This window comes from Pseudomonas mendocina, assembly GCF_003008615.1.
GTDB lineage: Bacteria > Pseudomonadota > Gammaproteobacteria > Pseudomonadales > Pseudomonadaceae > Aquipseudomonas > Aquipseudomonas mendocina_C.
Genome location: NZ_CP027657.1, coordinates 4909141 through 4933180 on the forward strand (window position 1 = coordinate 4909141; position 24040 = coordinate 4933180).

Sequence of the window (24040 nt, forward strand, 5' to 3'; positions counted from 1 at the left end):
CTCGCAGTTTCTCCTTGTAACCCCGCAGCATTACAGGCGCTACTCGCCTATGGTCGGGCTGGCAGCCAGCGCTGCAGAATGCGTTGCAAGTCTGCTCGTTTGAAGGGCTTTGCCAGGTAATCGTTCATACCGGCAGTCAGACAGGCTTCGCGGTCGCCCTGCAGTGCGTTGGCAGTGAGCGCGATGATCGGGACGTTTCGGCCCTTGGACTGTTGGCGGATCTGCCGCGTTGCTTCGTAGCCATCCATCAGCGGCAGGCGGCAATCCATGAGAATCGCGGCATAGTCGTGATCGGCGAAGCTCTGCAGTGCCTGCTGGCCGTCGCCGACCAGGCTCACCTGATAACCCAGACTTCGCAGCATGGCTTCGATCACCGTCTGATTGACCGGATTGTCCTCGACCAGCAGCACCGCCTGTCCGTCGCCGCTGGTCAGCGCCTGATTCTCGCTGTTTGGCGTCTGCCCTGCGTATTCGCGGAACGGTAGGGGAATCTCCAGGGTGAAGACCGACCCTTCGCCCAATTGGCTTTCCGCACGCAGGGTGCCGCCCATGCGTTCTGCCAGGGTACGGGCAATCGGCAGGCCGAGGCCGGTGCCGCCATAACGCCGGGAAATCGAGGTGTCGGCCTGCTGGAAGGCGTCGAACATACGCTCCAGGCGTTCGCTGCCGATACCAATGCCGCTGTCGTGTACGGCACAGGTGAACCACAGCACCTGGTCATCTAGTTTCTGCCAGTGGGTTTCTACGCGAATGTGGCCTTCTTCGGTGAATTTCAGGGCGTTGCCGATCAGGTTGACCAGAATCTGACGGATGCGCGTGGGATCGCCGCTGACCTCCAGCTGTTCCAGGCCCGTCTGTGTTTCCAGGAGCAATTGCAGGCCACGCTGATGGGCACTGTGCTGGAAAACCTGCACCGAGCTTTGCAGCAGCTCAAGCAGGTTGAACGGGATGGCTTCGAGCTCCAGCGCGCCACGCTCGATCCGCGAGAAGTCGAGGATGTCATTGATCACCTTGAGCAGGTGTTCGGTGGATTCAGTGGCCAGGGCTGCGTATTCGGTCTGTTCGTCATTGAGGCTGGTGGTTTCCAGCAATTGCAGCATGCCCAGTACGCCATTCATGGGGGTGCGCAATTCGTGACTCATCATGGCCAGAAAGTCGGATTTGGCGCGGTTGGCCTGCTCGGATTCCTCGCGGGCCTGAATCAGTTCGGCAATGGCCAGTTGCTGCTCGCGGCCACTTTGCTCGAGGGCGCAGGCCAGGTTGTTGATATGCCGGGCCAGATCGGTGAGTTCGTCGTTGCCACGTTCGACCAGCGAAGGGCGGTAGTCGCCGCTCTGGATGCGCTCCAGCGCCTGACCCATGGCGCTAAGTGGCTGTGCCAGGCGACGGGCCAGGCGGCGGGCGAGAAGAAAGGTCAACAGCAGGGCGAACAGTGAAAGGACGCCGGCCTTGAGCAGAATTTCCTGCTGGCGGGTATTGAAGGTGTCGTTGGAGATGCCGATCACTACGCGGCCGAGGTAGCCGTCGCCGAGTGCCTTGCTCAGTGGCGGTAGGGTATTGGTCGGATAGGGGGGGCCTTGCAGGCGGATCGGTGCCTGGAATACCTCGACCTGAGGCGAGCTGTGGCCTTGTTCCTTTGGTCGCTCGACGTAGACCAGGATGTTGTCGTCGCGGTCGCGCACTTCGGCGAAACGTACGTCTGGCGTGCTCAAGGTCGCACGCAGCAGGCTTTCCAGAGTGCTCAGATTGCCGTTGAGTACACCGTACTCGGTAGCTGGGGCCAGTTGATTGGCGATCAGTTGGCCGGTGTGCCCCTGTTCCTGACGCAGATCCTGCAGGCGGGTGAAGGTGAGAAAGCCAGTCAGCAGCAGCGTCAGCAGCAGGGCCGGGCCCACGCTGATCAGTTGGGTGCGAGTATGGATGTTCCAGCCACGGCGCTGGGCCATGGCTGTACCGTCCCTGGTCAGGTGCGGCGCTGCTGCCTGTTGGCGAGGGGAGCAGGGCGGGGGCAAGGGGTTGCCTGTGGGCACGAATCGTCCTTGGCAATTAACGTCGATCCGGCATGTTAACCGACCCGTCGCGCTTTGCCAGCTTCAGGCGCGTGCACTCTGCGGTAATTCTCGTTTGCTTCCTTGACTGACGGTCAGCACTGAACTTTTGCCCTGGCCGGGTACTCTCGGCTCCGTATAATGACCGCAGACCGCCATCACGCATGGCCTCATTCGGAAGACCTATGACACAGCTTCAACCCATTGCCGTACTCGGCGGCGGTAGCTTCGGCACCGCGCTGGCCAATCTGCTGGCAGAGAATGGTCAGCGCGTCCTGCAGTGGATGCGTGACCCCGAGCAGGCCGAGCAGATGCGCCGGAGCGGTGAGAATCCGCGTTATCTGAAGGGCGTCAAACTGCATGCAGGGATCGAACCGACCAGCGATATCCACATGGCCTTGCAGCAGGCCGAGCTGGTGTTGGTGGCGTTACCCTCCAGCGCCCTGCGTGATGCCTTGCAGCCGGTGGCGGAGCAGCTGGCGGGCAAGATGCTGATCAGCACCACCAAGGGCATCGAAGCCAAGACATTCAAATTGATGAGCCAGATTCTCGAAGAGATCGCTCCGCAGGCGCGCATCGGCGTGCTCTCCGGGCCGAATCTGGCCAAGGAAGTCGCCGATCACGCTCTGACTGCCACGGTGATCGCCAGCGAAGACGAAGAACTGTGCCTGCGGGTGCAGCAAGCCCTGCATGGCAGGACCTTCCGCGTCTATGCCAGTGCCGATCGCTTTGGTGTCGAATTGGGCGGCGCCTTGAAAAACGTCTACGCCATCATGTCCGGCATGGCCGCGGCACTGGGGATGGGTGAAAACACCAAGAGCATGCTGATTACACGCGCGTTGGCTGAAATGACCCGGTTCGCGGTCAAGCTCGGAGCCAACCCGATGACCTTCCTCGGCCTGGCCGGCGTGGGTGATCTGATCGTCACCTGTTCGTCACCGAAAAGCCGCAACTATCAAGTCGGCTTCGCCCTGGGCGAAGGGCTCAGTCTGGAGGAGGCAGTGCAGCGCCTCGGCGAAGTCGCCGAAGGCGTCAATACGCTCAAGGTGCTCAAGGCTCGTGCCGAGGAGCTTGAGGTATACATGCCGCTGGTCGCCGGTCTGCATGCCATTCTGTTCGAGGGGCGTACGCTGGCGCAGGTCATCGAACTGCTGATGCGTGGCGAACCCAAGACCGATGTCGATTTCATCCCAACTGCCGGTTTTTGAGCCTGGCAGGCAATCAAGGAGAACGAGTCATGAGCGATGAAAAGCAGGAGCTGGAGCGCGAGTCGATTCTGTTGCGCATCCTATGGATGGTGATTTTCCTCATCGTCTGGCAACTGGCCGAGCTGGTGCTCGGCGCCGTGGTGTTGCTGCAGCTGGGCTATCGCCTGTTTTACGGCGCACCCAACGCTGGGCTGATGGGCTTCGGCGACAGCTTGAGTCAATACCTGGCGCAGATCGGTCGCTTCGGCACCTTCAATACCGATGAAAAACCCTGGCCGTTCGCCGACTGGCCGGCACCACGTGCCCCGGAAGGCGAAACCGCTCACAGCATTCCACCTGCGCCGCATCCGGTGCGGGACGAGGAGCCCAAGCTGTGAGGTTGTGGTTGCTGCGTCACGGCCAGGCCGAGCCGCATGCGGCCACTGACGCGGCACGCGAGCTGACCGCCCATGGTCGCCAGGAAGTACGCCAGGCTGCCAAGCAACTGGCTGGAAGACCGTTGACCGCCATTCTCGTCAGCCCCTACGTGCGTGCCCAGCAAACGGCGGAGCTGGTGCGCAGCGAGCTGGGTTTCAGTGGGCCATTGACCACCGTGCCTTGGCTGACGCCGGACAGCGATCCGCGCGAGGCGCTCAAGTATCTCGATGAGCGTGAGAGCGCCGAGGTGCTTCTGGTCACCCACCAGCCGCTGGTGGGGGCTTTGGGTGGCTTGCTGGTACATGGCCATCGTCAGGAACCCTTGCCGATGCGCACCGCCAGTTTGGCCGAGCTGGAAGGTGACATACCGGCGGCGGGCCTGATGGAACTGCTGGCGCTGATCCATCCCCGCTGAATGTTTTCCCCTTCCGCTACAGCGGGAAACATTTCTTAACTTGCGCCTCCTTTGTCTGCGTGGAATAGTCAACCAAGCAAGTGCTTGGTTGATTCCTACAAAAACAACAAAGGAGGAAGCCCTGTGGCTGATGCAATCCGTTTGCCGCTCGAGCTGTTTTACGAACGTGAAGCAAGGCACCCGAACAAACGCTACATGGTGCAACCCCTTGGCGGTGGGCAACTGCTGGAACTGACCTGGGCCGATGTGGGCGAGCAGGCTCGTCGCACCGCCAACTGGTTGCGTAGTCGCGAGCTGCCGCAGGGCAGCCGCATCGCCATCGTTTCCAAGAACTGCGCGCACTGGATCATCACCGATCTGGCGATCTGGATGGCTGGGCATGTGTCGGTTCCGCTCTATCCCAATCTCACCGCTGACTCCATGCGTCAGGTGCTGGAGCATTCCGAGGCGCAGCTGGCCTTCATCGGCAAGCTCGATGACTGGGCCGCGATGGCGCCAGGTTTGCCGCAGGGGATGCCAACCGTCAGCCTGCCGCTGCATCCGCAAGGCGCCTTCGATTACAGCTGGGACGACCTGCAGCGCAGTGCGCCGATTCAGGATGATCCCAAGCCTGCCGCCAACCAGCTGGCGACCATCATCTACACCTCCGGTACGACCGGCACGCCCAAGGGTGTGATGCACAACTTCTCCAATTTCGGCTTCGCCGCTGGCAACGCCATCAAACTGTTCGGGGTGGGTGAGGACGACCGGCTGATCTCCTACTTGCCGCTTTGTCACGTGGCCGAACGTATGTTCGTCGAACTGGCGTCCATCTATGCGGGGCAGACAATATTTTTCGCCGAAAGCTTGGATACCTTCCTCGAGGATCTCAAGCGCGCCCGGCCAACCGTGATGTTTGGCGTGCCGCGCATCTGGACCAAGTTTCAGATGGGTGTGTACAGCAAGATGCCGGCGCAGAAACTCGATCGCATGCTGAAACTGCCGATCATCGGTCGCATCGTCGGACGCAAGGTGCTCGCCGGGCTGGGCCTGGACGCTATCCGCTATGCGCTGTCCGGGGCGGCGCCGGTGCCGATTGCGCTGCTCAACTGGTATCGCCGCCTGGGTATGGAGATCCAGGAGGTCTACGGCATGACCGAGAACTGCGGTTATTCCCACGTCTGCCTGCCCGGCAAGTTCAAGCAGGGCTGGATCGGTCAGAACAACCCGGGTGTCGAGGTGCGCATCGCCGAAGATGGCGAAGTCCAGGTGCGCAGTGGTGCGACCATGCAGGGGTATTACAAGGATCCGGTCAAGACCGCCGAAGCGCTGACCGATGATGGTTTCCTGCGTACCGGTGACAAGGGGGAGCAGGATGCCGAGGGCAACCTGCGCCTGACCGGGCGGATCAAGGAAATCTTCAAGACCAGCAAGGGCAAGTACGTGGCGCCTGCGCCGATCGAGAACCGCATCGGCGAGCACTCGCGGATCGAACAGGTCTGCGTGGTCGGTGACGGCCTGCCACAGCCCATCGCCTTGTGCGTGCTGTCCGATGTCGGCCGTCAGGAAGCGGCCAATGATAGTCGTAGTGAGCTTGAAAGCAGCCTCAAGGCGCTGCTCACGGAAGTCAATGGTCGCCTCGATCAGCATGAGCGTCTGCAAGGCCTGGTCTTGGTCAAGGAAGTCTGGGCGGTGGAGAATGGTTTCCTGACCCCGACCCTGAAGATCAAGCGTGCGGTGATCGAAGGTACCTATGGTGAGCGTTTCGCCGAGTGGCAGCAGCGCAGTGAAACGGTGCTTTGGCACGACTGATCATCAATGGGCCGGGCAACTGGCCCTGTTCTTCCAATGCACAAGGAATGCTTCCATGGGCTTGTGGCAACGAACTCCTGATATCGAGGCGCTCAACGCAACGCTGAAAAACAGCATCGGCGAGGTGCTGGACATCCGCTTCGAATCCTTTGACGACGAATCGCTTAGCGCCAGCATGGTGATCGATTCACGCACTCATCAGCCTTACGGCCTGCTGCATGGTGGCGCCTCGGTGGTGCTGGCGGAAACCCTTGGTTCGACCGCCAGCTACCTGTGCATCGACAGCAGCCGTTTCTACTGCGTCGGGCTCGAGGTCAATGCCAACCATCTGCGCGGCCTGCGTAGCGGGCGGGTGCATGCGGTGGCGCGGCCGGTTCATCTGGGGCGTACCACCCACGTCTGGGATATTCGCCTCAGTGGCGATGACGGCAAGGCCAGCTGCATCTCGCGACTGACCATGGCCATCGTGCCGTTGGGTGAGCAGCCGCCGAAGCTCTGAGAGCCTGTTCAAAGTCTGCTGCGTGTCGGCCATGCTGCGTTGAAATCAAGCTGGAACGCCAGCCCGTGCTGGGCGCCCTGTCGAAATGCTCATTTACAGCTTAAGCTTGAATGCGAGCCCAATGCGTTCTTCGCTTGATTCGCGGGGCCGCCATCGGTATTGCCTGGTTCTAGCTCGCGAGCCTTTGAAAAGACTCCGATATCTGCAATTTCATCCAAGATTTGCCCGACCCATGGCGCTACAGTACGCGCCATGGATCACATCACTCACATTCAAAGCAGTTTGCCCGGCGTACGCCTGATCGACGCCGAGTACCGCCGCTTTGCCTTTCCCCGGCACTTTCACCTGGAATACCACGTCGGTCTGCTGGTTCAGGGACGGCACCGCTATGACTATCGCGGGGAGCGACGCCAGGTCGGGGCGGGGGACGTCCTGCTGATGGCCCCTGAAGGCATACATGATGGCGCCTGCCTGGATGGCGAAAGCTACCGTATCCGCGTTATGGCGTTCGATCCGCACTGGCTCGACGAGGCCAGTCGTACCCTGAGTGATGGACGTCAGGGCGCACCGCGATTGACCACTTCCAGTCTGCGCCACCCACTGCTGTCGCAGCATCTGCAGCAGTTTCATGCTGCGATGCTGGGGGGCTCGACCCTGGCTCAGGAGACTGCTCTCTGGCAAGCGCTGGCGAGCCTGCTGGAGATGGGCTCGACATTGCGTGTCAGCGAAACGGAGAGCGTCTTCGACAGGCGTACCTGGCAAGAATTACGTGATTGGCTGGAGAGTCGTCTGGACGACCCGCCGTCGCTGGAAGACATCGCGAGTTTCTGCGGGATGAGCCCCTGGCAGGTGCTACGCCGATTCCGTCAGCACACGGGCTTGCCACCGCATCAGTGGCTTACCCAACTGCGCTTGCAGCGGGCGCTGCCACTAGTGTTGGCGGGTGAGTCCTTGAGTGAGATCGCGCTGCGTCTGGGCTTCTACGATCAGGCGCATTTCTCGCGCTTGTTCCGCCGCACATATGGTCTGCCGCCGGCGCGCCTGCGCCAGGGCTGATTCGCCCGCACTCTCGTTTTCCCCCTTCTATTCCTTGGAGATCACCATGCAGGAGACGTCCGTCTTGCTGTCGCTGGCTGCCGTGTTCGCGGTGGCTCTTATCAGTCCAGGTCCGGACGTCGCATTGGTGGTGCGTACCGCCCTGCACCAGGGGCGGCGAGCGGGTTTGCTCAGTGCCTTGGGCTTGGCTTGCGGCATTCTTCTGCATGGCACCCTGGTGCTCAGTGGCGTGGCTTTGTTGCTCAGCCGTACCGAATGGCTGTTCGACCTGGTGCAGGTCGGTGGCGCGCTTTACCTGGGATGGCTGGGCATTGGCGCCGTACGCGCCTGGTGGAGTGGCGGTGCGGGTAGCAGGCGCTTGGATGGCGAGCTGGCGCCTTCGGTATTCGGCCCCTGGCTGCGTGGCGTACTCACCAACCTGGGCAACCCCAAGGCGTTGGTATTCTTCCTGGCGTTGCTCAGCAGCCTGGTGCCGGCGGATATGTCGCTGCCAGGCAAGGTGGCTTGTGCGGCGCTGCTGTTCGGCCTGAGCCTGGTTTGGTTCAGTCTGCTGGGCTTGACCTTGAGTCGCCCGCTGATGCGCCAGCGCTTGCTGCAGATCGCGCCGACCATCGATTTTGTCTGCGGCCTGGTGTTTCTCCTGGTGGCCGCGAGTATTGTCGGTCGTTTGATCCTATAGCCCTGACCATTGCGCCACCATCAATGGCGATTACGGTCATTGCCGTGCACTCGAGGCTGCCGGAGAATCCCGGGGTATCTGGCAACCCGAGTTCCATGCATGTCGCAGCCGATCTTCTTCGCCCACGCCAACGGTTTTCCGTCCGCTACTTACGGCAAGCTGTTCGCCGCCCTGGCCCCGGATTATCAGGTGCGCTATCTGGAGCAGCACGGCCATGATCCGAAATTCCCGGTCAACGAGAATTGGGACAATCTGGTTGATGAGCTGATCCATCATCTGCAGCAGAACGATGAAGCGGTATGGGGTGTCGGTCACTCACTGGGCGGTGTTCTGCATTATCACGCCGCATTGCGCAGGCCCGAGTTGTATCGCGGCGTGGTGATGCTCGACTCGCCGGTACTGACCCTGGTCGACCGCGTGGTGATACGGGCCGCCAAGCGCTTTGGATTCATTGATCGCATTACGCCGGCTGGGCGTACTCTCGGACGTCGGGAGGCATTCGCCGACCCTGTCGAGGCGCGGGAATATTTTGCCGGCAAGAGCCTGTTTCGCCGTTTCGATCCCGAGTGCCTCGACGCCTATGTCAGCCATGGTCTGCAGGTGGCGGAGCAGGGCCTGCGCCTGAAGTTCGATCCGGCCACGGAAATCAGCATTTATCGCAACGTGCCGCATACCTCGCCAGGCCGGCCTCAGCAGTTGGCCGTGCCGTTGTCCATGGTGCGCGGTCGTCATAGCCGGGTAGTCCTGCCGCACCATGCGCGACTGTTGCGGCGCATGCCGCAGGCCGAATATCACCACGTGCCAGGTGGACACATGTTTCCCCTGGAGCGCCCGCAGGATACGGCTGCGTTGCTGCGTCAATTGTTCAACCGCTGGGATGACTCGCATGAGGAGCGCGCATGAATAATGGCTTTGAGGAAGTTCGCCTGAGCTTGCCGCATATCGAACTGGCGGCTCACCTGTATGGGCCGGACGACGGCTTGCCGGTGCTGGCTTTGCACGGCTGGCTGGATAACGCCGCCAGTTTCGCGCGCTTGGCGCCGAAGCTCGAAGGTCTGCGCATCGTGGCCCTGGATTTTGCCGGCCATGGCCACTCCGAGCATCGCTCGGCAGGGGCCGGCTATGCGCTGTGGGACTACGCCTACGATGTGTTGCAGGTCGCCGAGCAGTTTGGCTGGGAGCGGTTTTCCATCCTCGGTCACTCGATGGGCGCGATCACCTCGGTGTTGCTGGCGGCAGCCATGCCCGAGCGGATTGCGCGCCTTGCACTGATCGATGGCCTGGTGCCCTACACCGGCGAGGCCGAGCAGGCGCCACAGAAGCTTGGTGAAGCGTTGCGCGCCAGGCAGGCGCTGAATGACAAGCGCAAGCCGGTGTATGCCGAGATGGCGCGTGCTGTCGAAGCGCGCATGAAGGGTGTCGGCGCGGTCAGCCGCGAGGCTGCAGAACTGCTGGCCCAGCGCGGGCTGATGCCGGTGCCGGGTGGCTACACCTGGCGCACCGATAGTCGTCTGACCTTGCCGTCGCCATTGCGTCTGAGCTGGGCCCACGCCAAGGCCTTCGTCCGTGCGCTGCAATGTCCGGTCAGCCTGGTGCTGGCGGAGCAGGGCATGATGGGCGCCCAGTCCGCAGTACAGGCGTTGCTGCAGGATCTGCCGTTCGAGATTCACCGCTTGCCGGGCGGCCACCATCTGCATCTGGATGACGAGGTGGGCGCACAACGTGTAGCGGATTGTTTCAATCCATTCCTGCGCTTGCCTTGACTTGCCTGTGGTCGTGGGGAAAGGTGTGGCGGTCTGCCATGGAGGATCGCATGATCGACCCGCAAAAAGTCGCCACTCGCTGCATCGCACGTTTACCCGCCGCTTTCTTTCAACGGATTGCCATTCGATGAAGGGACATATGAAGCTATTTTCCGCGGTGTTTGCCACGTTCTGCAGCGGTGCCGTGCTGGCGGCCGATCTTCCAGGCAGCCGTGATCTCGAGGTGCTTCCTCGCTTCCCTGCAAGTCACATTGTCGCTTTCAAGGACGCCCCGGATGTCGAGCGCATCTATCCGCAGGGCTCGATTCGCCGTATCAGCGGCCGTCTGCGTTACGAGCGGGAGATTCTGGTACAGGGCCAGCACACTGCGGTGACCTACGAACTGCCACGCACCCACAGCGCCGATCAGGTGTTCGGCGCTTCTCGCGAGGCCTTGCTGGAGCAGGGCGCCGAGCTGCTCTACTGGTGCCAGGGGCGTGAGTGTGGAGCGAGTAGCCTGTGGGCCAACTCGGTGTTCGGCAATGCCACGCTGTACGGCTCCGATGACCAGCAGTCCTACGCACTGTTGCGTCTGGCCGAGCCAAATCATGAAAGCTTGCTGACGCTCTACAGCATCACCCGCGGCAACCGCCGCGCCTATCTGCACGTCGAACAACTGGACGCCGCTGCGCCGCTGGGCGAGCTTTTGCCGACACCTGCGACGCTGTTGCGTCAGCTGCGTACCGATGGGCAACTGAAGCTACCCGATGACGCCAAGGCCGATAGCGCCTGGGTGGAAGTGTTGGCGCGCAGCCTGAATCTGGACAGTACCTTGCGCGTCGCGCTGTCCGGTGATCAGGCGGAGCCCTGGCGCGAGGCCCTGATCGAGCAGCGGGTGCGCGAAGCTCGCCTGGAGCTGGGCGATGGTGAGGATGGCGCACTGAGCGTACGTTTGTTGCGTTAAGCTATCGCCCGCAATCGCCTGTTGCAGAGCGCCCATCATGGGCGCTTTGTCGTTTCGTCGAAGGGAGTTTTGCTTCATGGCCACAAATGATCGTCTGCTGGTGCAGATCCTGTTGTTCGGTTTGCTGGCCGCCAGTCTCTGGGTATTGGCTCCGTTCTGGTCGGCGCTGTTCTGGGCAGGTGTGCTGGCGTTCGCCAGTTGGCCGCTGATGCGTCTGCTGACGCAACTGCTCAACGGGCGGCTGTCGCTGGCTGCGGGCATTCTGACCGGGGTGTGGGTCGTTCTGGTGGCGGTGCCATTGATCTGGCTGGGGTTCAACCTCGCCGATCACATCAAGGATGCCAACGCGTTGGTCAAGGATCTGCAAGTAGAAGGCCTACCACCGCCGCCCAGTTGGTTGGCCGGTGTACCGCTGGTAGGCGAACGACTGGTTGAGCTGTGGCGCACCATCGACCAGCAGGGCGCCGCATTCTTCGATACCGTGCGTCCGTATCTGGGCCAGGTAGGCAACTGGTTGTTGGCGCGCAGTGCGAAGATCGGTGGCGGTATGGTCGAGCTGGCCTTGAGCCTGGTGCTGGTGTTCTTCTTCTACCGCGACGGGCCTCGTCTGGCCGTCTTCGTCCACAGCCTGCTGGAGCGGCTGATCGGCGAGCGTGCCGATCACTACCTGGAACTGGTCGCGGGTACCGTGCAGCGAGTGGTCAACGGGGTCATCGGTACTGCCGCCGCGCAGGCAGTGCTGGCCTATATCGGTTTCGTCATCGCCGGCGTGCCGGGTGCACTGGTGCTGGGCCTGCTGACCTTCGCCTTCAGCTTCATCATGATTCCGCCACTGATCTGGGGGCCGGCAGTGGCCTGGCTGGTCTGGCAGGGGGAAATCGGCATGGCGATTTTCCTCGGTGTCTGGGGCTTCTTCATCATCAGTGGCGTGGACAACATCCTCAAACCCTATCTGATCAGCCGCGGCGGCAACCTGCCGCTGGTGGTGGTGCTGCTGGGGGTGTTCGGCGGTATTCTCGCCTTCGGGTTCATGGGCCTGTTCCTTGGCCCGACTCTGCTGGCGGTGGCTTACAGCCTGCTCAGCGACTGGGTAGCGGACAAGACGCCGCCAGCCGAAGCGGTGGTGGACAAACCGTTGCCGGGCGAGGAACAGCGCGACTGATCAGCCGCGCTCGCTCTCGTATTTATCCAGGGTGTCACGCGCGATCTGCCGGCCTAGCATGATCAGCTCTGGCGCCTTGTAGAACTCGAAGAAGCGGCAGGCGCGCTTGGGTACGTTGATCAGAATATCCGGCGGATAGCCGGCGATCTTGTACTGCGCCAGCGAGGTCTGCATGACTTCGAAGCTCTGATTCACCAGTTCCAGCAGCGAGGCCGGGCCGCTGAACTCTGCAATCCGTGAGCCGCTGGCGGATTTCGGCGCCGCCTCATCCCCATCCTGTTTGCGGCTCGGTGCGGCGGCCGGGCTGACGTCATCGGCGAGCCGCTGCTCTTCGGCGAGTAGCAAGGCTTCATCCTCGCTTTTGCGGCGAAAGCTCGGCAGGCGCGAACCAAGGCTGCTCATCAACTGGTCGATGCGTCCCTTGAGTGCCGCGGGGCGCTCGATCACCGGCAACTGGTAGTGATTCTGGTTGGTGGCGTTGAGGTTGACCGCGATGATCAGGTCACAGTGGCTGGAAACCACCGGCACGATCGGCAGTGGGTTGAGCAGGCCGCCGTCGACCAGCATGCGTTTGCCCTGAATGACAGGCGTGAACAGGCTGGGGATTGCCGCCGAGGCGCGCATCGCCTGGTGCAGGCAACCTTCCTGAAACCAGATTTCCTGCTGGTTGGTCAGGTCGGTGGCAACAGCGGTGAAGGGGATATTCAGGTTTTCGATATCCACGTCGCCGACGATCTCTTGAATGCGACCGAACACCCGCTCACCGCGTATGGCGCCGAGGCGGAAGCTGACGTCGAGCAGACGCAACACGTCCAGATAATCCAGGCTTTCTATCCACTCGCGATATTCGCGTAGCTTGCCGGCGGCAAAGATGCCGCCAACCACTGCGCCCATGGAGCAGCCGGCGATGCAGCCGATTTCGTAACCCCGTTCCTGCAACTCTTCGATTACACCGATGTGCGCATAACCACGTGCGCCCCCGGAGCCTAATACCAGCGCTACTTTCTTGCTCATTGACGATATTCCTCGCAGATGCACCGACCTTACCCTTGAGGTGGGGCGGCGCCAAGAGAGCCTTTGCTAGAATTCGTCGGTGGCTGTCTTTGCCCGTTCACCTGCGAACGGTCGCTGCTTTGCGGTGCCATTCGGGAAACAGATTTTTCGCCTTGAGCACAATCTTGCACGGGGCGGTTCGCCAGCCGGCAGTGGGCATGGGTATGATCGTGCAAGCGAAACGGCCGGGAGCCGGGCACTTTCGTCCGGCCGGAGCGTCATAGACTGGGCCAACCCGTAGTCATATCCGTTCGAGGAGTGTGGTCGAAATGAAACACTGGATCTGTTTACCGCTGCTGGCGGTCGCGCTGACCGGCTGCGCCGGCAAGACCGTTTACCGTGATACCTGTGCCAATCAGCTGGATGCCGCCTGGAAGGAGCTGAGCATCGCCGAGGCCGAGGGCTTCGCCGGTACCGTTAGCTATTCCAAAGCACTTTCGCTGCTCACAGCAGCCAAGACCCAGCAGCAGTTCGAAGCCTATGCCGGTTGTACCAGCAAGGCCGAGCGTGCGCGCTTCTACATCCGTGAATCGCGAGCGGGGCGCTGATGCAACTCGATTTCGCCACCCTGAGCCCGTTGGACGCCTACCGCTGGCTGGCTTCGAGCATCACCCCACGGCCTATTGCCTGGGTTTCCAGTCGTTCGCCCGAGGGCGTGGCCAATCTGGCGCCGTTCAGTTTCTTCCAGGTGATCAGCGACAATCCCCCGACCCTGCTGGTCAACGTCAACACCCGTGATGACGGCAGCCTCAAGGACACCTTACGTAACGCCCAGGCCACCGGCGAGCTGGCGATTCAACTGGTCAGCCATGCGCAGGCAGAGGCGATGAACGCCAGTGCCGCGATTCTTCCGCATGAGGTCAGCGAGTTCGCCCACTGCGGCATTGCCAGCCTGCCGTGCGCGCGACTGAGCGTACCCCGTGTCGCTGGTGCGCCAGTGACCTTCGAATGTAGGGTGGCGCAGATCCAGCCCTATCCAGCGCAGCAGCCCAATTGCCACCTGATCTTCGCCGAGGTGCTGCTGGCGCATATCGATGACGCCGTGCTCAACGAGCAGGGCCGTCTCGATCCACTCAAGCTCGACCTTGTCGGCCGCCTCGGCGGCAGCGCCTATTGCCGCACGCGTGATCTGTTTCAGATGCAACGTCCTCTGAACCCGTTCTGAAAACGACGTCCAGTTAACTGTTCCGGCCATCCTGGCACTTGCTGGCTTGTCGCCAGCAAGGCTGCGCTTCTATGTTCCAGAATTCCGGGGCTGGCTGCAGTAGGCAGGGGGATGTCATGGGTGGCTCATTGGCGAATCGGCTGGCCAGTCTGAGTACGGCCAGCAAACTGATGCTCGGCTTTGCACTGGTGCTTGGCCTCACTGCGTTGGTGGCTGGCACCGGTTTGTTGGCGCTGCGCGAGGTGAGCGCGGGCGCCGAATTGCAGCAGCGCATGAGCGCTCTGGGCGAGCAGGTGCTGCGTATGCGTCATAGCGAGCAGGCGTTCGCACTGACTGGAGACAGCCAGCATGCCCAGCGCCTGGCCGAGCAGGCCGATGCCATTGTGCAGGCCAGTACAACTTTGCAAGGTGATCTGGACAGTGACACGGCATCGATTCTGGCGCAGGTCGAACCCGCCTTGGGCGATTACCGCAGCGCCTTTGCCCGTTACGTTGAGTTGACCGACAGCATGCAACTGTCCCTGCAGGCCGCGGATTGGTTGGTGATCAGTGCCGCCAACAGTCTCGATCTGCTGCAGGAAGGGTTGGCCGAAGATGGCGTTGACCTGCTCAAGCGCACCCAGGGCGAGCAGGGTGGCGATTCGGTTGTGCAGGCCGGCCAGGTCGGCAAGATCCATCAACTGCTGCTGCAGGCGCTGGATCAGGCTCGGCAACGCCTGGAGGCCAGCCGGCGCAGCGATGCGAGCGAGCAGGCCGAGATCGCCCAGGCTGGCGATGCCCAGGCGTTGGCTGCGCAGTTGCGTGACGCGCTGGACGATCCGGGATACGCCGCCGTGCTCGGTGAGGTGGTGGTCAATGTCGACTCATTCAACGAGCGCCTCAAGGAATACGCCACGCAATTGCAGCAGCAGAAGCAGGTCTATCTTCAGCTGGTTGCGCAGGTCGAGCAGTTGCTCGGCAAGGTCGACCAGGCGTTGGCGGCGCAGCGTCAGGTCATGCAGGCCGACCAGCAGTCCAGCAGTGGGCTGATCGTACTCGCTGCGGCGCTGGCTCTTCTGTTCGGGCTGGGCGCGGCAGTCACCATCAGTTTGGCCATCGTGCGGCCGCTCAAGCGTGTGATCGGTCTTGCCGAAGCCATCGCTGGCGGCGACCTCAGCGTACACATCGAGCGGGAGCGCCGTGATGAGATCGGCCAGTTGCTCGCAGCCATGCAAAGCATGGCTGCAAACCTGCGGGAGATGGTCGGTCGCCTGCAAGGTGGTGTCGCGCAGATTTCCAGTTCGGCTCAATCGCTTTCGGCAACCGCTGAACAGACTCGGCAGGGTGTCAACGGGCAGAAGCTGGAGACCGATCAGGTCGCCACTGCCATGAGCGAGATGACCGCCACCGTGCATGAAGTGGCGCGCAATGCCGAAGCCGCGGCTGCCTCGACCGAGCAGGCCGACCGGCGTGTTGGCAATGGCAATCAGGTGGTGCGCCAGACCTTGCAGCGTATCGAGCAACTGGCCAGCGCCATGGACGCCACCACGGCGAGTATCCAACGCCTGAGTCAGGATACGCAGCGCATCGATGCAGTGCTGGATGTGATCAAGAGCGTCGCCGAGCAGACCAATCTGTTGGCGTTGAATGCAGCCATCGAAGCCGCGCGCGCTGGTGAACAGGGGCGCGGTTTTGCGGTGGTCGCTGACGAGGTGCGGGCGCTGGCCAGACGCACCCAGCAATCCACTGCCGAGATCGAATCGCTGATCGCCGCGCTACGTGAAGGAAGTCGCCGAGCGGTGGCGGACATGCAGGAGAGCGCTAGCCTGGTAAGCCTGACGGTGACCGATGCGAACCAGACCGAAGGCGCGTTGGCCGCCATCGCCGAAGCGGTGGCGCTGATTTTCGAGATGAACCAGCAGATCGCTGCCGCGGCCGAGCAGCAGACGGCAGTGGCCGAGGAAATCAACCGCAGCGTGACTTCGATCCGGGATATCGCCGACCAGTCGGCCACAGCGATGGACGAGACGGCTGCTTCGAGCATCCAGTTGGCCGAGTTGGGGCGCGAGCTGCAGGGGCTGGCCGGGCATTTCCGGCTGTGAGCGAGCCGCGCGGAGGCTGTTCTGCGGCTTGTGAGCCAAAGCCATGCAACATCGATGGTTGCTCTGCCGGTTTTCAATGCAGCAGGGCCGATGCGTAGCAGACTTTGTACGGGCTCTCACAGTTTCGTGAGCAAAAATGTCATGGCGCTTTGCCGTACACCCGCGGCCCAGTAGCATCGGCGTTCTGCATAAGGAGCGAACGATGCGAAGCAAACTGGATGCCTGTCTCGATGCGGTCAATGAAGTGGTGCTGGGCAAAGAGGCACAGGTACGCCTGGCGCTGACCTGCCTGCTGGCGCGCGGTCACCTGCTGATCGAAGACCTGCCCGGCATGGGCAAGACCACGCTCAGCCATGCCCTGGCACGCGTGCTGGGTCTGAGCTTTCAGCGTATCCAGTTCACCTCGGATCTGTTGCCAGGCGACATTCTCGGCACTTCCGTGTTCGACAAGGACAGCGGGCAGTTCGTCTTTCACCCGGGGCCGATCTTTGCCGAGCTGGTACTGGCCGATGAGATCAACCGCGCTACGCCGAAAAGCCAGAGTGCGTTGCTCGAGGCCATGGAAGAGGGGCAGGTGACCATCGAGGGTGCGACGCGGCCGCTGCCTGAGCCATTCTTCGTCATTGCCACGCAGAACCCGGTCAGCAGTGGCGGCACCTTCGCGCTGCCTGAATCTCAACTCGACCGCTTCCTCATGCGCTTGTCACTTGGCTATCCGGCACAGGCCGCAGAGCGGGCACTGTTGCTCGGCGATGCGCGGCGCGATCTGTTGCCGCGCTTGCAGCCGATTCTCGATCATGCCGAGTTGGCGCGCCTGCAGGCCGAGGTGCCCAAGGTGCGCGCCAGTGATGCGCTGGTCGATTACGTGCTGCGCCTGGTCGAGGCGACCCGCAGCCAACCGCAGTTCGCCTGGGGCCTGTCGCCGCGCGCCAGCCTGGCACTACTGGCCGCTGCACGGGCCTGGGCGTTACTGGCCGAGCGCGACTATGTGATTCCCGAGGACGTACAAGCGGTGCTGCCGTCGGTCGTCGGGCATCGCCTGCGTGAACGCGCCGACCCCACCGGCCATGGTGGTGGCAGCCTGGTGCAGTGGTTGTTGCGCGAAGTACCAGCGCTCTGATGCGTGCAGCGCTGAAACCACTGTGGCGCCGCTGGTTGGCCAGGCGGATTCCGCCAGCGGCCAGCGTTCGTCTCAACCAGCGGCGCATCTTCATCTTGCCCAGCCGGGTGGGTGCTGCCTTTGCCGTGGCGTTGCTGCTGATGCTGCTGGTGGGGATCAACTACCAGAACAGCCTGGCCTACGGGCTGACCTTCCTGCTGATGTCGGTGTTCGTCATCGCCATCCTGCACACCTATCGAAATCTGGCCGGGTTGGTGCTCAAGGCTGGCGGCGGCGGGGCCGTGTTCGTCGGCGAGCAGGCGCGTTTTCGCGTACGTCTGGAAAGCCGCGAACGTGAACATCAGGCTGTGGCGCTGGGGTGGCCGCCGAGCGATCTGCTAGTGCGCGATGTGCCACGTGATGGTCAGACCGAGGTGGATCTCGGTCTGCCAGCCTTGCGCCGTGGCTGGCTGCGGCCTGAGCGCCTGCGGGTGGAAAGCCGTTTTCCCCTGGGCTTGCTGGTGGCCTGGAGCTGGGTCGACCTGGATCAGGCGGTACTGGTCTATCCACGTCCACTGGAGGGCGACCTGCCGCTGTCGGCCGGTCTTGGTGATGAAGAGGAAGAAGAGGGCATGCGTGCCCGTGGTCAGGGCGCCGATGATTTCCAGGGCTTGCGCGACTATCAGCCAGGCGATTCCAAGCGTCGCCTGGACTGGAAGGCTTACTCACGTGGCCAGGGCCTGCTGGTGAAGGACTTCGCCATGCTCAGCGGCCGCGATCTGTGGTTGGACTTCGACAGCCTGAGCGGTGACAGCGAAATGCGTTTGTCACTGCTCTGCCATTGGGTGCTGCAATTTTCCGAACGCCAGCAGGCATTCGGCCTGCAACTGCCGGGACAGGTGATCGCGCCGGATTATGGCGAAGGCCATCGCGATGCCTGCCTACGCGCTCTGGCCCTGTTCGGAGAGCGGGCATGAGCGTTCTGCCGGGCATTCCGCGCATCGCCCTGACCTGGTTGCTGGTGGCGCAGGTACTGGTGATCCTGCCGCATCTGGTGCACTTGCCGCTGTGGACGATCGCCCTTTGGCTGGTCGCCGCGGGGTGGCGTGTGCAGATATTTCGCATGCGTGCGCGTTACCCCAATGGCTGGGCCAAGGGCGGGCTGATGGTGCTGGTGCTGGCCGGCATCCTGTTGTCGCGCGGCACGCTGGTAGGGTTGGATGCGGCCGTGGTGCTGCTGATCGCCACCTTCATCCTCAAGCTGCTGGAGATGCGCAGCCGACGCGATGCGTTGGTGCTGATCTTTCTCGGTTTCTTCTGCGTGGTCACGGCCTACCTGTTCGAGGACGGCATTCTTGCTGCGCTCTACAGCTTGCTGCCGGTTACTGCGCTGCTGGCTGCGCTGGTGGGGCTGCAGCACAGCGGTTTCGCCGAGCGCCCCTGGCCGACCCTGCGACTGGCCAGCAGCCTGCTGTTGCAGGCCTTGCCTTTGATGCTGCTGTTGTTCGTGTTCTTCCCGCGCATGGGGCCGCTGTGGTCGCTGCCGGTGCCCAGTGACAAGGGTGTCACCGGCTTATCGGACAGCATGGAACCGGCCGATATCGCCGAACTCGGCCGATCCTCGGCGCTGGCGTTCCGTGCCAGTTTCGAAGGCGTTGTACCGCCTCGCGAGCAACTGTACTGGCGCGCCCTGACGCTGGAGCGTTTCGATGGCCGACGCTGGTCGCAGTCCAGCTACGCCGAGTTGCCGGCATCGCCGCAGTGGAGCAAGGCAGGTGAGGCGCTCGATTACAGCATCATCATGCAGCCCAGCGGCAAACCCTGGTTGTTTGCACTGGATGTCGGCGAGATGGCGCAGAACGACGCGCGAATGATGACGGATTTCCGCTGGCAGCGACGGCGCCCGGTGGATCGGCCCTTGCTCTATCAGGTGCGTTCCTGGCCCCAGGCACTGCGTGAGACGGATATCGCTTCACCGGCCTTGCAGCGCGCTCTGCAATTACCTGCACAGGGTGACCCGCGCAGCCGCGCCTGGGCTGCCGAATTGAAGGCGCAGTATCCACAGGCCGACGCGTTGGTGGCTGCGCTGTTGCAGCACTTCAATCGTGAACCTTACGTCTATACCTTGCGCCCGCAGCCGCTGGGGCGTGACAGCATCGACGACTTCCTGTTCAACACTCGCCGCGGCTTCTGCGCTCACTATGCCGGCGCGATGACTTTCGTCCTGCGTGCAGCCGGTATCCCGGCACGGGTGGTGGCGGGCTACCAGGGTGGCGAACTCAACCCTAACGGCAACTACATTCAGGTTCGTCAGTTCGACGCCCATGCCTGGGTCGAATACTGGCAGCCGGGGCAGGGCTGGCGCAGTATCGATCCGACCTTTCAAGTCGCGCCGCAGCGTATCGAGCAGGGACTGGAAGAGGCACTGGCCGACGAGGACGGCTTTCTCGACGACCAGCCGTTCTCGCCGCTGCGCTACCGCGAGCTGGCCTGGCTCAATCAATTGCGTCTGAGCTGGGAGAACCTCAATTACGGCTGGCAGCGCTGGGTACTGGGCTACCAGGGCGAGCAGCAATTGAAGCTGCTGCAGAACTGGTTCGGTAGCCTCGACTGGCAGCGCCTGGCGCTGGCTCTGGTCGGCACGGGTGGGCTACTGCTTGGCCTTCTGGCGCTCTGGCTGCTCAAACCCTGGCAGCAGCGAGCGGATCCGCAGCGCCAGATTTTCCGCAAGTTCGAACGCTTGCTGGCGCGTCACGGAGTACAACGTCAGGCAGGTGAGGGCGCACGCTCCTTCGCTCTGCGTGCCGCTCGTGAGTTGCCGGCGCAGGCGGCGCAGATCGAGGCGTTTGCCCGTTGTTTCGAACAGCAACGCTATGCGGGCCAGCCGTCTTCGCGCGCGGCCCTGCTCCAGGCGCTGGGGGATTTGCGCCGGGCGCTACCCTGGCGTTTTTCGCGTTAGCGACCAATGGTCACGTGTATGCGATAGGCTCGGTGTTGTTAGCTTGGTGCACCGTCGTTCTGGAGGAACGAATATGAGCAATTTCATCGAACATTGTCTCAATCGTGTATTGGCATTGCAGGTGCGCCTGTATGCCTGTCAGGCGCGATTGGCCAGTTGTACCGATACCGAGGCGTTGCACGATCTGCGCATCGCCTTGCGACAGTTACGCAGCCTGCTGCGCCCATTGCGCGGGCTTCCGGCAGTGGATGCGCTGGAGCAGGGCGCCGCAGTGTTGGGGCGCCTCAGTGGCCCGCTGCGTGATCGCGAGGTGTTGGTGACCGAACTGGAGCGACTGGGTTTTCCGCAATTGGCAGCGGTCGATGCCGGGCAGCGTGCCGCGGGTTATGCCGCGATTGCCAGCAGCCGCGAGCTTGCCGAACTGATGCTGCTGCTCGATGTCTGGCCGGCGAGCTGGCGCGAGGCCGCCAGGCAAGGCCAGCTAATATCGGTGGAAAAGCGCATCCGGCGTCGTTTGCGGCGTCAGCAAGACAAGCTGGCGCAGGCTTTACGCGACCCGGCGCATGATCGTCATCGCCTGCGCCTGCTGATCAAGCGAGTGCGCTATGCCGCGGAAACCTACCCGGTGCAAAGCGGCTTGAGCAAAGCCGTGCAGCTGAGACTCAAGCGTGCGCAGAGCCAACTTGGCGACTGGCATGACCGCCTGCAATGGCTCGCGCAAGGCGAGTCACTTCCGGCCCTGGCGCCTTGTCGAGCCATCTGGCAACAGGCTCTGCAGCTTGCCGAGCAGCGCGCCGATGATGCCTTGCTGGCGCTCTATGGTGATTTTCCCTTTCAGGGATAGGGTGCCATTCTCGCCGGCAATATGACCTAACGGGCGTATTGCCGGTCTATCGTTCGGCCTCCTGCATCCCCTAAGATCATCGCCATTGATGAAGCATGAGGTGCGTATGATCTTTTCCGAGTTGCTCGATGCGGTGCGTCGCAATCCCGATGCCGTGGTGATCCCCGCCGAATGGGGGCAGGGGCGCGCCAGTTTTGGCGGCCTGGTGGCGGCACTGGCGTTCGAGGCGATGCGCGCCAAAGTGCCGGAAGGGCGTCCGGTTCGCTCGCTGGCCATCACCTTCGTTGGCCCGGTTGCGGCAGAGGTGCCGGTGAGTTTTCAGGCCGAGGTGCTGCGTGAAGGCAAGGCGGTCAGCCAGTTGTGTCTGCGTGCCGTACAAGACGGCCAGGTGGTGACCATGGTGCAGGGGAGCTTCGGTGCCTCGCGTGCCTCTGCCATCGCGGTGCAGGCATTGCCTGCACCGCAGATCGCTGCGGTCGAACAGTGCCAGGAGCTGCCGTACGTGCGTAACGTCACTCCGGAGTTCACCCGCTTTCTGGCCATGCGTTGGGGTATAGGCGGTATGCCTTTCTCCAACAATCAATCGCGCCAGATGGGTGGTTGGGTGCGCCTGCGAGGCGAGGCCGAACCACAAGCATTGAGCGAGGCGTACCTGCTGGCATTGGTCGATGCCTGGCCGCCAGCGGTGTTGCCTCACTTGAAGAGCCCAGCCCCAGGCAGCTCGCTGACCTGGACCATCGAGTTCGTCCAGCCGCTGCAGACGCTGAGTACCGAAGACTGGTGCCTGTACCGGGCGGAGATCGAACATGCGCGTGATGGTTATGGCCACGTGGCTGCGGCGATGTGGAGCCCTAGCGGCGAGTTGATCGCGTTGAGTCGGCAGACGGTGACGGTGTTCGGCTGATTCAGCGTCTTTGGCGTCTTGCTCTAGGCGCCAAGGATTTCAGTTCATGATTCAGATGGTGCGGCTGGCCAGGCCGATGCTCAGCGGCGGCTTGCTGGTGCTGCGTCCATTACAGAAATGCTTGCATGGCTTGTCACCTCGGAGAGATACCATGAGGCCGTAGTGCCAGGGCGGCGTACAGCCCAATGAGGCCGAGTGCCAGCGGCACCAAACTGAGGTGCCAGGCGCCGATCAGCAGCAGGGTCAGCGATAGCAGAAACAGCAGCACCGCCAGCAGGGGCGGCAGGTTGGGATGAGTGTCCATGGGGCAATCCTCGACTTGATGAAATGAAGTCTAGGACTGCCCATGCGGCTGTGACGAATTGCTCCTGGCTATGGGCCAGATAGCCTGGGACGCCTGCTTACAGGCGTAGCTGGCGAATGGCTTTGCTCAGCTCTGCGGCCAGTTCGGCCAACTGCTGGCTGGTGGCTGCCGACTCGAGGGTCTGGCCGACCGTTTGCTCGGTGACATCGCGGATTCCGACCACCGAGCGGGTCATCTCCTCGGCGACCTGGCTCTGCTGGTTGGCTGCCACGGCGATCTGCGTATTGCTGTCCCGCATCAGCGCCACTGCCGCAGTGATTGCCGCCAGCGACTCGCCTGCCTCTTGTGCCAGTTGTACGCAGTGGTTGGCGTTCTCCGAGCTCTCACGCATGAACTCCACGGCGTCACGGGTGCCGCCCTGCAGGTTGCCGATCATCTGGGTGATTTCGTCGGTGGAGTCCTGCACGCGCTTGGCCAGGTTGCGTACCTCGTCGGCGACCACGGCGAAGCCACGGCCCATTTCACCGGCACGCGCCGCTTCGATGGCGGCGTTGAGGGCGAGCAGGTTGGTCTGTTCGGCGATGCCATGGATCACACCGACCACACGGCTGATGTGCTGGCTGTCCTCGGCCAGGCGTTCGATGCTGCCGGCGCTCTGCCGTACGCCTTGCGACAGCGCGGCGATGGATTGCTCGACGCGCTCGACCACCTGCTGCCCCGCGCGTGCCAACTGATCGGCGTTGTGCGACTGATCCCGGGTGCTGCCGGCATGCTCGGCGATGTGCTGCACCGTGGTGGACATTTCATTGATCGCGGTGGCGGCCTGATCGGTTTCGCTCTGCTGGCTGAGCATGCCCTGACGCACGCTACCCATGCGCTCAGCCATGCTGCGGGTGCCGTTGTTCAGCTCCGCCGCGACCTGGCCGACGGTACCGACCACACGTTGATAGCCCGCCTGCATGGCATTGAAGGCTGCGGCCATCTGGCCGACTTCGTCGCGGCTATCCAGCGGCACGCGCAAAGACAGGTCGCCACTGCGCTCAGCCTGCAGCATCACGTCCTTGAGCGTGTTGAGGTGACTGAGCAGAAAGCGGATCAGCAATTGCGAGGCGGCCAGCAGCAATAGCATCAGAATCGCGACCGCGAGCGCATAGGAAAAGGCGTGCTGAGCGAAGAGATCCAGCAGGCTGGGCGCACGCGCGAGGATCGCCAGATTGCGGCCGTCATCAAGCGAGACGCGCTGCGCACCGATAAGCGGGGTGTTACCGAACCAGGCATCGTGGGCCAGCACCTGCCAGCCGCTGGCATCGGCCGAGCCCTGAGCGTTTGGCAAGCTGCCATTGCCTTGCAGCACCTGGATATTCGTCGCGTTGGGCAAGGCAGCCTGTTGTGGCCATTGCTTGAGCAGGCGCGACTGCTCGACAGCTGCCTGCCTGGCATCGGCACTGCGCGCCTGTTGCTCGGTGTGCAGCGCGAACAGCACCAGCATCAGGCTGATGATCAGTGCGACGGCGTTGACCGCCCAGAATTTGTACTTGAGGGAAAGATCGCTGATCCAGGCGCCCATGCTGTTGTTATCCGTCTCGTTGCGGTCGGTATTGGCTAATTGCCAGCAGTATGCCTCGGCTATTTGTCAGAGTCTTGACGTCA

23 protein-coding genes are annotated in these 24040 nt (G+C 62.5%); 19 read left to right on the forward strand and 4 right to left on the reverse strand.

Going from position 1 to position 24040, the window contains the following annotated elements:
* Nucleotides 1–47: 47 nt before the first annotated feature.
* A complete protein-coding gene (locus C7A17_RS22730) occupies nucleotides 48–1946 on the reverse strand; it encodes a response regulator (protein ID WP_199796361.1) in 1899 nt (632 codons plus the stop codon).
* 287 nt (nucleotides 1947–2233) lie between these two features.
* Between C7A17_RS22730 and C7A17_RS22735 the strand changes: the two genes are divergently transcribed.
* The 11 genes from C7A17_RS22735 (at nucleotide 2234) to C7A17_RS22785 (ending at nucleotide 11981) form a co-directional block, all read left to right on the forward strand.
* Nucleotides 2234–3256, forward strand: a complete 1023-nt coding sequence (locus C7A17_RS22735; RefSeq protein WP_106740850.1) for an NAD(P)H-dependent glycerol-3-phosphate dehydrogenase — start codon at nucleotides 2234–2236, stop codon at nucleotides 3254–3256.
* A gap of 29 nt (nucleotides 3257–3285) precedes the next feature.
* Nucleotides 3286–3633 carry a DUF4389 domain-containing protein gene (locus C7A17_RS22740; RefSeq protein ID WP_106740852.1) on the forward strand — a complete coding sequence of 116 codons (348 nt, stop codon included), beginning with the start codon at nucleotides 3286–3288 and terminating at the stop codon, nucleotides 3631–3633.
* Entirely contained in the window at nucleotides 3630–4088 is a 459-nt protein-coding gene (sixA, locus tag C7A17_RS22745; RefSeq protein ID WP_106740855.1) for a phosphohistidine phosphatase SixA, read from the forward strand. Before C7A17_RS22740 ends, sixA begins: the two co-directional genes overlap by 4 nt.
* A gap of 123 nt (nucleotides 4089–4211) precedes the next feature.
* Nucleotides 4212–5879, forward strand: a complete 1668-nt coding sequence (locus tag C7A17_RS22750; protein ID WP_106740857.1) for an AMP-binding protein — start codon at nucleotides 4212–4214, stop codon at nucleotides 5877–5879.
* A 55-nt stretch (nucleotides 5880–5934) separates the two neighbouring features.
* A complete protein-coding gene (locus C7A17_RS22755; RefSeq protein WP_106740859.1) occupies nucleotides 5935–6378 on the forward strand; it encodes a hotdog fold thioesterase in 444 nt (147 codons plus the stop codon).
* 252 nt (nucleotides 6379–6630) lie between these two features.
* Nucleotides 6631–7434 (forward strand): AraC family transcriptional regulator, encoded by an 804-nt coding sequence (locus tag C7A17_RS22760; protein ID WP_106740862.1) that lies wholly within the window; start codon nucleotides 6631–6633, stop codon nucleotides 7432–7434.
* Nucleotides 7435–7480: 46 nt separating this feature from the next.
* Complete coding sequence (locus C7A17_RS22765) at nucleotides 7481–8113, forward strand: LysE family translocator (RefSeq protein WP_106740864.1); 633 nt, start codon at nucleotides 7481–7483, stop codon at nucleotides 8111–8113.
* A gap of 99 nt (nucleotides 8114–8212) precedes the next feature.
* Nucleotides 8213–9016 (forward strand): alpha/beta fold hydrolase, encoded by an 804-nt coding sequence (locus C7A17_RS22770; protein ID WP_106740867.1) that lies wholly within the window; start codon nucleotides 8213–8215, stop codon nucleotides 9014–9016.
* Nucleotides 9013–9876: an alpha/beta hydrolase gene (locus C7A17_RS22775; RefSeq protein ID WP_106740870.1), complete on the forward strand. Its 864-nt coding sequence runs from the start codon at nucleotides 9013–9015 to the stop codon at nucleotides 9874–9876. The genes C7A17_RS22770 and C7A17_RS22775 overlap by 4 nt, the downstream gene beginning before the upstream one ends.
* A gap of 139 nt (nucleotides 9877–10015) precedes the next feature.
* Nucleotides 10016–10819, forward strand: coding sequence for a DUF4892 domain-containing protein (locus C7A17_RS22780; protein ID WP_106740872.1), 804 nt, complete (start codon nucleotides 10016–10018; stop codon nucleotides 10817–10819).
* Between the two features lie 76 nt (nucleotides 10820–10895).
* Nucleotides 10896–11981: an AI-2E family transporter gene (locus C7A17_RS22785; protein WP_106740875.1), complete on the forward strand. Its 1086-nt coding sequence runs from the start codon at nucleotides 10896–10898 to the stop codon at nucleotides 11979–11981.
* Here the strand turns inward: C7A17_RS22785 and C7A17_RS22790 are convergent, their stop codons facing one another.
* Nucleotides 11982–12995: a patatin-like phospholipase family protein gene (locus C7A17_RS22790; RefSeq protein ID WP_106740877.1), complete on the reverse strand. Its 1014-nt coding sequence runs from the start codon at nucleotides 12993–12995 to the stop codon at nucleotides 11982–11984.
* 308 nt (nucleotides 12996–13303) lie between these two features.
* Here C7A17_RS22790 and C7A17_RS22795 point away from each other — a divergent pair, with 308 nt between their 5' ends.
* The 8 genes from C7A17_RS22795 (at nucleotide 13304) to C7A17_RS22830 (ending at nucleotide 22086) form a co-directional block, all read left to right on the forward strand.
* Entirely contained in the window at nucleotides 13304–13582 is a 279-nt protein-coding gene (locus C7A17_RS22795; RefSeq protein ID WP_106740879.1) for a hypothetical protein, read from the forward strand.
* On the forward strand, nucleotides 13582–14199 hold the full coding sequence (locus C7A17_RS22800) for a flavin reductase family protein (RefSeq protein WP_106740881.1): 618 nt from the start codon (nucleotides 13582–13584) through the stop codon (nucleotides 14197–14199). Before C7A17_RS22795 ends, C7A17_RS22800 begins: the two co-directional genes overlap by 1 nt.
* A 116-nt stretch (nucleotides 14200–14315) precedes the next feature.
* Nucleotides 14316–16280 (forward strand): methyl-accepting chemotaxis protein, encoded by a 1965-nt coding sequence (locus C7A17_RS22805; protein ID WP_106740883.1) that lies wholly within the window; start codon nucleotides 14316–14318, stop codon nucleotides 16278–16280.
* 202 nt (nucleotides 16281–16482) lie between these two features.
* Entirely contained in the window at nucleotides 16483–17400 is a 918-nt protein-coding gene (locus tag C7A17_RS22810) for an AAA family ATPase (RefSeq protein ID WP_106740885.1), read from the forward strand.
* Nucleotides 17400–18356 (forward strand): DUF58 domain-containing protein, encoded by a 957-nt coding sequence (locus tag C7A17_RS22815; protein WP_106740888.1) that lies wholly within the window; start codon nucleotides 17400–17402, stop codon nucleotides 18354–18356. The genes C7A17_RS22810 and C7A17_RS22815 overlap by 1 nt, the downstream gene beginning before the upstream one ends.
* Nucleotides 18353–20338 (forward strand): transglutaminase TgpA family protein, encoded by a 1986-nt coding sequence (locus C7A17_RS22820; protein WP_106740890.1) that lies wholly within the window; start codon nucleotides 18353–18355, stop codon nucleotides 20336–20338. Before C7A17_RS22815 ends, C7A17_RS22820 begins: the two co-directional genes overlap by 4 nt.
* Nucleotides 20339–20411: 73 nt before the next feature.
* Nucleotides 20412–21182 carry a CHAD domain-containing protein gene (locus tag C7A17_RS22825; protein ID WP_106740892.1) on the forward strand — a complete coding sequence of 257 codons (771 nt, stop codon included), beginning with the start codon at nucleotides 20412–20414 and terminating at the stop codon, nucleotides 21180–21182.
* Between the two features lie 106 nt (nucleotides 21183–21288).
* On the forward strand, nucleotides 21289–22086 hold the full coding sequence (locus tag C7A17_RS22830) for an acyl-CoA thioesterase (RefSeq protein ID WP_106740895.1): 798 nt from the start codon (nucleotides 21289–21291) through the stop codon (nucleotides 22084–22086).
* A 133-nt stretch (nucleotides 22087–22219) separates the two neighbouring features.
* Here C7A17_RS22830 and C7A17_RS22835 read toward each other — a convergent pair whose 3' ends face one another.
* Nucleotides 22220–22390: a hypothetical protein gene (locus C7A17_RS22835; protein ID WP_234035839.1), complete on the reverse strand. Its 171-nt coding sequence runs from the start codon at nucleotides 22388–22390 to the stop codon at nucleotides 22220–22222.
* Nucleotides 22391–22487: 97 nt separating this feature from the next.
* Nucleotides 22488–23957, reverse strand: coding sequence for a methyl-accepting chemotaxis protein (locus tag C7A17_RS22840; protein ID WP_106740897.1), 1470 nt, complete (start codon nucleotides 23955–23957; stop codon nucleotides 22488–22490).
* Nucleotides 23958–24040 lie beyond the last annotated feature (83 nt).

What these genes read in the sequence shown, in the direction of transcription:
- C7A17_RS22770 (WP_106740867.1), top strand. Translation starts at nt 8,213, where the DNA reads ATGTCGCAGCCGATCTTCTTCGCCCACGCCAACGGTTTTCCGTCCGCT.
- C7A17_RS22735 (WP_106740850.1), top strand. Translation starts at nt 2,234, where the DNA reads ATGACACAGCTTCAACCCATTGCCGTACTCGGCGGCGGTAGCTTCGGC.
- C7A17_RS22835 (WP_234035839.1), bottom strand. Translation starts at nt 22,390, where the DNA reads ATGGACACTCATCCCAACCTGCCGCCCCTGCTGGCGGTGCTGCTGTTT.
- C7A17_RS22785 (WP_106740875.1), top strand. Translation starts at nt 10,896, where the DNA reads ATGGCCACAAATGATCGTCTGCTGGTGCAGATCCTGTTGTTCGGTTTG.
- C7A17_RS22805 (WP_106740883.1), top strand. Translation starts at nt 14,316, where the DNA reads ATGGGTGGCTCATTGGCGAATCGGCTGGCCAGTCTGAGTACGGCCAGC.
- C7A17_RS22780 (WP_106740872.1), top strand. Translation starts at nt 10,016, where the DNA reads ATGAAGCTATTTTCCGCGGTGTTTGCCACGTTCTGCAGCGGTGCCGTG.
- C7A17_RS22830 (WP_106740895.1), top strand. Translation starts at nt 21,289, where the DNA reads ATGATCTTTTCCGAGTTGCTCGATGCGGTGCGTCGCAATCCCGATGCC.
- C7A17_RS22775 (WP_106740870.1), top strand. Translation starts at nt 9,013, where the DNA reads ATGAATAATGGCTTTGAGGAAGTTCGCCTGAGCTTGCCGCATATCGAA.
- C7A17_RS22755 (WP_106740859.1), top strand. Translation starts at nt 5,935, where the DNA reads ATGGGCTTGTGGCAACGAACTCCTGATATCGAGGCGCTCAACGCAACG.
- C7A17_RS22820 (WP_106740890.1), top strand. Translation starts at nt 18,353, where the DNA reads ATGAGCGTTCTGCCGGGCATTCCGCGCATCGCCCTGACCTGGTTGCTG.
- C7A17_RS22760 (WP_106740862.1), top strand. Translation starts at nt 6,631, where the DNA reads ATGGATCACATCACTCACATTCAAAGCAGTTTGCCCGGCGTACGCCTG.
- C7A17_RS22825 (WP_106740892.1), top strand. Translation starts at nt 20,412, where the DNA reads ATGAGCAATTTCATCGAACATTGTCTCAATCGTGTATTGGCATTGCAG.
- C7A17_RS22795 (WP_106740879.1), top strand. Translation starts at nt 13,304, where the DNA reads ATGAAACACTGGATCTGTTTACCGCTGCTGGCGGTCGCGCTGACCGGC.
- C7A17_RS22800 (WP_106740881.1), top strand. Translation starts at nt 13,582, where the DNA reads ATGCAACTCGATTTCGCCACCCTGAGCCCGTTGGACGCCTACCGCTGG.
- C7A17_RS22765 (WP_106740864.1), top strand. Translation starts at nt 7,481, where the DNA reads ATGCAGGAGACGTCCGTCTTGCTGTCGCTGGCTGCCGTGTTCGCGGTG.
- C7A17_RS22740 (WP_106740852.1), top strand. Translation starts at nt 3,286, where the DNA reads ATGAGCGATGAAAAGCAGGAGCTGGAGCGCGAGTCGATTCTGTTGCGC.
- C7A17_RS22730 (WP_199796361.1), bottom strand. Translation starts at nt 1,946, where the DNA reads ATGGCCCAGCGCCGTGGCTGGAACATCCATACTCGCACCCAACTGATC.
- C7A17_RS22790 (WP_106740877.1), bottom strand. Translation starts at nt 12,995, where the DNA reads ATGAGCAAGAAAGTAGCGCTGGTATTAGGCTCCGGGGGCGCACGTGGT.
- C7A17_RS22840 (WP_106740897.1), bottom strand. Translation starts at nt 23,957, where the DNA reads ATGGGCGCCTGGATCAGCGATCTTTCCCTCAAGTACAAATTCTGGGCG.
- C7A17_RS22815 (WP_106740888.1), top strand. Translation starts at nt 17,400, where the DNA reads ATGCGTGCAGCGCTGAAACCACTGTGGCGCCGCTGGTTGGCCAGGCGG.
- C7A17_RS22810 (WP_106740885.1), top strand. Translation starts at nt 16,483, where the DNA reads ATGCGAAGCAAACTGGATGCCTGTCTCGATGCGGTCAATGAAGTGGTG.